General features: G+C 46.7%; 3 protein-coding genes. 1 reads left to right on the top strand and 2 read right to left on the bottom strand.

Going from position 1 to position 2708, the window contains the following annotated elements:
- The coding region (locus tag ACKPQ5_RS05255) for a DUF1587 domain-containing protein (protein ID WP_407678054.1) at positions 1 to 953 on the bottom strand (953 nt) is incomplete at its 3' end.
- Positions 954 to 1260: 307 nt separating this feature from the next.
- On the opposite strand from ACKPQ5_RS05255, the gene dusB reads away from it, so the two are divergent.
- Positions 1261 to 2376: a tRNA dihydrouridine synthase DusB gene (gene dusB / locus ACKPQ5_RS05250; protein ID WP_407678053.1), complete on the top strand. Its 1116-nt coding sequence runs from the start codon at positions 1261 to 1263 to the stop codon at positions 2374 to 2376.
- Between the two features lie 9 nt (positions 2377 to 2385).
- Here the strand turns inward: dusB and ACKPQ5_RS05245 are convergent.
- On the bottom strand, positions 2386 to 2708 hold a 323-nt coding region (locus ACKPQ5_RS05245; protein WP_407678052.1), incomplete at its 5' end, for a rhodanese-like domain-containing protein.

The following is a 2708-nucleotide window of genomic DNA, read 5'->3' as shown; positions in this document are numbered from 1 at the left end:
AAATCCAAGTTTTGACTAGAATCTGGATGAGTACTCTCTTTATCATCCTGATCGTAAAGATAAAGAAAACGCGGGGATGCCAGAATTGCAGATAATACTTCCTTCATTACATCCCCCATCCCAAGACCTTGATCTATTTGTTGCTTGGCATAGGAAAAATATTTCCTGAAGGTTTGATCTTGAACCGGTCGACGGAAAGCCAAGGTCAGCAGACTGCGTAACCGAGTCTTCAGTTCAGCTATCTGATTAACCTCTGGCTTAGGTTCTCCAAAATATTTGGTCCATGAGCCAACGTTCTTTTGGTTAAAGGAAGGGCTTTTCACGATACTCCGGCTCAACCGGAAGAAATCTTCCATCAGAAGTGGGGAAAGAGAAAGATGATCTCCCTGAGTATCATAACCATGCTCAGCCCGTAGGTCCTGAGGAAATGGAGCCACCCCATCCATTCTCGGTTCAATGAGACCGGACTTCCCGAGAGCTCGACTACTTACCGTCATCTTCGACGGCATTTTACCGGATGCAGGTTTAAAGTATCCAGACCGGTCTCGCATCATCTTTTCAGGCAGGGGAAACACTTCTACCTTTAAATCCAATAAATCCTTCACTGCATTAGCATATTGAAAACGCGTCATTCTACGAATCGGAGCATTCACCCATTCCTCATTCGCTCCTGAAACCGCTTCCTCCAAAAGCTTTTTCAACTCGGAGACAATCATTTTTCGCTCGGTTTTGTCAATAGGCTGGTTTTCCTCCGGTGGCATCTCTCCAAAGTCGATCACTTCCAGCACCGTCTGCAGCAGTTCCGGATCACTTTTAATATCCTTACCCTGAGTAAAAGAAAGAAGGTTCACTTCTCCTTTCACCTTACCCTTCGCCCCGTGGCACTCGACACAGTGAGTCTTGAAGGTGTCCTCAATAGAAAACTCTTTTTTGGCTAAAACTGGCTGAATCAAAAAGAAATAGACCATCCCAACAGTAATAGGGAATAAGTAATATTTTTTTATATGTCGATTACTCACCATGTTATTAGCCTGTTACACTAAGCTGTACATTAAAATTATCAATTCGAACATAATATCTAATATCCACGAAGAGGATTTTTATGATTATATATTCTTGACCATAACATATCTATTTTTGACCTCGATTAATCTTATTATTCTATTTCGGAAATAGACTGCAGAGCTTCCTTAAATGTATGTCAAGTTTACTTAGTTTGTTGGATTGTAAAAAACAGCCAATCCATCATTATTAGGATTAATGTTTTCTTTGGGCAAACTACAACTTAGATCCAATCTTTTTCTTTCCCCCCTGGCAGGCTATACCAACCTGCCCTTCCGTTTGGTCATCCGTGAAGTCGGCGGGGTTGATCTCTGTACCACTGATCTTGTTAATGCCCGCTCGCTTGTTGAAAAGAACCCTAAAGCCCTCAAATTAATCGAGACCAACCAGCAGGATAGTCCCCTCTCCGTCCAGCTATTCGGCGGAGTCAAAGAAGAGATGCGGGATGCATCGATTATTTTGCAGGAACATGGAGTTGATTCAATCGATGTTAATATGGGCTGCCCCGTCCCCAAGGTTACCAAGACCGGAGGCGGGGCCAGCATGATGAACGAACTCCCCAAAACTCAGGATTTGATTCGGGCAATGACCGGTGCCGTCGATGTTCCGATCACGGCCAAGATGCGACTCGGTTGGGATGATGAAAACCTTACTGCTCCGGATCTCGCCCGGGCTCTGGAAGATGCCGGCGTGGCTGCCATATTTGTACATGGTCGAACCCGTGCCCAAGGATTTGATGGAGTTGTGAACTTGGAGGGCATCCGCCAGGTTGTGGAGGCGGTAGATCAAATTCCGGTAATAGGAAATGGAGATGTGACCACACCACAAGCCGCTAAGCACATGATAGATCACACGGGTTGCCATGGAATATCCGCTGGGCGTGGGGCGTTTTATAATCCCTGGATTTTCCTACACACCCAACAATACTTGGTTTCGGGTGAACTACCTGCCGAACCGAGCTTTGAAGAGAGAATCCGCGTTATGAGGAGGCATTACGACCTGATGGTCGAAGTATTTGGGGAAGACCGTGGATCGCTCCAGTTTCGGAAAGTAGCACCCTGGTATTCTAAACGATTTGGACCGGTTAAACCATTTAACACCGCAGTGGTACGAATTAGTTCTCGTTCGGATTTTGATAAGGTTCTTTCAGATTACCTCGAATGGAGAAAACAATTTACCGATGAAAAGGGCGAATTGCTGAAGCGTTATCAAATGGCACCGATGGTTGCCTCTTTCATGGAAGAAGAGGATGCCTTTCAGGCAAAACAAAGAAAAGCAATCGGCGTGCCCAAGGGCCCCGTGGAAGTCTGGTAGGAATGCTTACTAGGCCCGGTTCCAGGGCATCTTGGCAATCATCATCCCCATCCCGCAGGTGTCAGTTACGCCGGCAAATACCAACCCTGCTCCGATGAAAGCCGATAATCCGTACCCAGCCGGATGCACGAATTGTCCAACGACCGCCCCGATTACGACGAGAGACCCCGCGGCGATCCGCACTTGTCTTTCCAGTGACATGACTTTCTTTCCCTCTACTACGGGAAGTCCGGCCGACTGCCATGCGGAAGTTCCACCTTCCACATTTACGATCTTGGTAAACCCTGCCGCTTCCAGCTTCTGACAAACCTTCATCGATCGCCCCCCTGACT

Source organism: Candidatus Seribacter sulfatis, from assembly GCF_964187635.1.
Classification (GTDB): domain Bacteria; phylum Verrucomicrobiota; class Verrucomicrobiia; order Opitutales; family Seribacteraceae; genus Seribacter; species Seribacter sulfatis.
The sequence above is the reverse complement of the archived record's forward strand: the minus strand, read 5'-3'. Positions and strand labels throughout refer to the sequence as shown.